Origin of the sequence: Spirosoma panaciterrae DSM 21099, assembly GCF_000374025.1 — a bacterium.
Taxonomy (GTDB): Bacteria; Bacteroidota; Bacteroidia; order Cytophagales; family Spirosomataceae; genus Spirosoma; species Spirosoma panaciterrae.
On record NZ_KB893227.1, the window covers coordinates 1 to 3,714 of the forward strand.

The 3,714-nt window shown below is 39.8% G+C and carries 4 protein-coding genes; 3 read left to right on the forward strand and 1 reads right to left on the reverse strand.

Annotated elements, in window-relative coordinates; translation table 11 throughout:
• The first annotated feature begins 580 nt into the window (after window positions 1-580).
• From B153_RS0129420 to B153_RS0129430, 3 genes are read left to right on the forward strand one after another with little or no spacing between them, the layout of a single operon-like run.
• Window positions 581-1,516 carry a replication initiation protein gene (locus tag B153_RS0129420; RefSeq protein ID WP_040762338.1) on the forward strand — a complete coding sequence of 312 codons (936 nt, stop codon included), beginning with the start codon at window positions 581-583 and terminating at the stop codon, window positions 1,514-1,516.
• An 11-nt stretch (window positions 1,517-1,527) separates the two neighbouring features.
• Window positions 1,528-1,737 (forward strand): hypothetical protein, encoded by a 210-nt coding sequence (locus tag B153_RS0129425; protein WP_020600338.1) that lies wholly within the window; start codon window positions 1,528-1,530, stop codon window positions 1,735-1,737.
• Entirely contained in the window at window positions 1,727-2,005 is a 279-nt protein-coding gene (locus tag B153_RS0129430) for a type II toxin-antitoxin system RelE family toxin (protein ID WP_020600339.1), read from the forward strand. Before B153_RS0129425 ends, B153_RS0129430 begins: the two co-directional genes overlap by 11 nt.
• 18 nt (window positions 2,006-2,023) lie before the next feature.
• Here the strand turns inward: B153_RS0129430 and B153_RS0129435 are convergent, their stop codons facing one another.
• Entirely contained in the window at window positions 2,024-2,503 is a 480-nt protein-coding gene (locus tag B153_RS0129435) for a hypothetical protein (protein WP_026262546.1), read from the reverse strand.
• Window positions 2,504-3,714: the final 1,211 nt, after the last annotated feature.

Consider the following 3,714-nt stretch of genomic DNA (forward strand, 5'->3'; position numbering starts at 1 on the left):
ATAGTAAAAATTCTTACTAACTAACTGATTATGAACACAGATACCTCGTAGAGCAAGTGAGAATTATCGCGTAGCGTAATTCCCGCTTGCTCTTTGAAAAGACCGCTTCGCGCTTTGTTTCGCCGCCTCGCGCTTTTCTTTGCTTTTTGCTTTTTCTTCTCGTTCGTCTTGTCTCCCCTCTATAACTATATTTTTAGTTTACCTTTTTACTTTCTAAAACCGTACCTGTCAAAGCACTTCAGCACCGCCTTTCCCTCGCACGCGTACACACACGCTCACGCGCGAGACAAGTGTTTGTGTATTTCAAATATCACTTGTTAATCACTTGTAAGGACAAAATATGGCTTGTAACTGTCAGATTTACAGTACTTTACGCTGTGGATAACTTTAATAAAGTGAGGTTTGGTTACTGATAAAATGAGGTTTGGTTACTGAAATGCTCTTAATAAAATGAGGTTTGGTTACTGAGATGCTCCTAATAAAATGAGGTTTGGTTACTAAAATATTAGTTCAAAAAAATTGTATTGATTTATTAAAATCACTTTTTACATTTGCCTGATTGATAGACAGTAACGTTCTTATGAAAAAGGGAGTAGAAATATGGCAAGATAATGCGTTAACACTTGCTCGATATGAAATGAGCGAGACAGAGAAGAACCTGTTATATATGGTTGTTGCTCAGGTTAAGCCCGATGATCCTGAGTCAAAAAGGTATCAAGTGTCAGTTAATCAAATGGCGGAAATCAACGGTTCTGTACGTCTGAAGTCGGATGCATACAAACAGGCGACTCGTAAATTAATTGGTCGCGTATTTGAAACAACTCTTCCAGATGGGGACTTTTTACAAGCTGCTTTTATTACGTCAGCTCGTTATAAAAAAGGGACTGATATAATCGAAATAGGTTTGTCTCCAGAAGTACGGCCGTTTTACATTGACCTGAATAAGAAGTTCACCAAATTACAACTAGCAGCTGCTATCTCTCTTAATTCAGCTTATGCCAAACGTATTTACGAATTACTATGCATGTATAAAAACATGGCAGATAAAACCTTTAGGCGTAACCTAATTGATCTTAAGACTATGCTTTGGGTAATAGATCCAAAAACCGGAAAAGATAGTTATCCAAGCTGGACTTGGTTTCAAAGGAATGTATTAGATATTGCCACTAAGGAGATTAACGGTCATACAGACCTGACTTTTAATTATAAGCCCGTATATGGTGATCGGCCTGGCAGAGGGCGCAAGCCAGTTGTCGAAGTCGAGTTTGAAGTCTTCTATAAAGCTAAACCTGAACCTGTACAAACGTCATCAGTGCATGAACGGCTAGTGAAACAATTCCGATTACGAGTTGATCAGGCTGATCAGGTGCTAGCTCTGCATTCGACGGAAACTATTAATCGACAATTGTATGATATACAAACCAAAGCGGCCGATGGGAAAGTTAAGAATATAGGCAGTTATACGGCCAAAGTATTTGGCTTAGAGACAAAAGGAAAGGAAGTAGTCAATCAATAATCAACAAGTCAATGAACCCAACTGCAATTCGCCAAGGCATCAGCTACGTGACCAACAGCAAAGGCGAAAGAACAGCTTTACAGCTCGATCTAACTAACGCTGCGGTCCAAGAGATTGTAGAAGACCTCATGGATACACTCGATGCTATTGAGCGCCGAAATGAGCCAACTCGCCCCTTTGATGAAGTCAAGAAAGAAATCTTAGCGAGTCGTGGCGTATAAGGTTATCATCACGGAAGCGGCTACAAAAGAACTCAGACGTATTCCTGTCAAGATGCAGGATCGCATCTTTGAAAAGATTGAGGATCTAGCTGATGACCCAAAACCGAACGGCCATAAGAAGCTTAAAAGCTTTGAGATGCCAGGTAAAGACTACGACGATTACTATCGTATCCGAGTCGGTGATTACAGAGTTATTTATACCATTGAGGACGATCAGATAGTCATCTTTATACTCAAAGTAGCTCATCGTAAAGACATTTACGAATAAGCCCTCTGCTAATAGATATCATGACCCAAAAAGACGTTGCCAAAAAGTCTTTCTATTGTTAGGCTGCTCATTGTCAGCGGGTAAGCGCTTTTGTAATTCGTTAAGCTGCTCGTTTTGTTGTAATAGTAGCTCCTCAATGTGACCAATCTTTTGACTATTCATTTGATTAATCAAAGCATTGATCACGTCGCGTTGCTCAAAGATCTGATTTTGTTGCTGTTGTATAGTTGTGTCTCGTTCTGCCAGCAACATCCGCAGTTGTGCATTTTCTTGCTGTAAATCCGGGCCTTGAGTTGGTACGGAAACGGCCAAAGGAACGAATGAATAGTGTTGCTGAAGAAAATCCTGGCTTATTTGATAGACATTACCTTTAGGGGTGTCCTCAGAACGGACATACTCAGAGCCAATATGCTGTTTGACTAGTCGGCGAATAGTCAACTCAGACTTGTTAAAGAGTTGCGAAGCCTCTTTAATTGTTAGAAATGTTTGATTACTCACCACTGATATTTTGATTAGTCATCAAGTCAAAGGTAATGTTTTGGCTCAATATCAGTTGATTGTTTGACTAATCATTTGACTAGTCGTTGACTAATCAGGACCATCTACTTTACATAAGATTGATTATACAACTAGAACCACATATCTAGCATGGCCAAATACATGAAGGCTATTTGTTCGGTATTAACACTGATCGTCTTAGGACTTTACCTAATTGACCCACTACATGAGAGGGTTGATAAAGGATGGATAATAGTATTGTATCTTCTAGTAGGGTCTTTAGTGCAAAACGGGGCCAAAATGAAAATAGCCCCGTATAGTACTGATTATGAGTGTAGGTAAAGAAAACGGCCGTTTTCTTTACTGACTGATTAGCAGGCAGAATACAGCCTATTTTGGCCCATTTAAAGGCAATAAACTCGGTTAAACTAGCAAAGTAAGCTTAGCTGTGTCGAGTACTGAGTTTTCTAACTTTCTATTTTCATTTTGGCCCCGTTTTGCAGTGCAGACCTAGTAGGGCCTATCTACTTCTGGAGAAAACAGTTTTTTTACCCCTCGCTGAATATAATGCTATTGGGACTGATAGTATACTACTTAGTGAGAGGTTACGTAGGTTAACATAATACTCACCTATATAACAACTCAATTTACATGAATAAGACCATATTTGGTGTCATTGGATTGCTACTAATCATATTTGAAATCAGTTCAGCTCAACCCACAGCACAGACCAGACAGACCGCAAGCCTATTCACTGCTCAAATTCAAAAGATCTTCCCCGGATCAATAAATTAGTGAATGGAGTGCCTTCTTCTCTAATAGACTCAGTCGCAATTAAGCAAGAGACAGAAGACACTTATCACGCAATAACCGGACGCTGGTCCTTAGTTCAGATTCAGGGCGGGTGGAGCAAACCGAAAGCACCCACCCGGCGAATTGAACTCGTCATTGATACTAATGGACAAAGCAAAATCTATAATGCTGGCAAAAGTGCAGGAGCTTTTACTATACAGTTAAACAGAAACTGGGGGGGATATCAATCACCTCTTAATCCAAAAGGTCAATCCTTATTTGGTCAGTACTGCCGTTATCTTGATATTGAGCTATGTGGGTACAGGGGTTCTTCTTCCAACGGGGCATTTCTACACGTTAAGCAACTAAGGTCTTAGTTTTAAGCCTGATTTTCTGTACATAATTGTAAACTGTGCCAT

Coding starts and splice junctions, on each gene's coding strand:
- B153_RS0129420 (WP_040762338.1), top strand. CDS start 581: ATGAAAAAGGGAGTAGAAATATGGCAAGATAATGCGTTAACACTTGCT.
- B153_RS0129425 (WP_020600338.1), top strand. CDS start 1,528: ATGAACCCAACTGCAATTCGCCAAGGCATCAGCTACGTGACCAACAGC.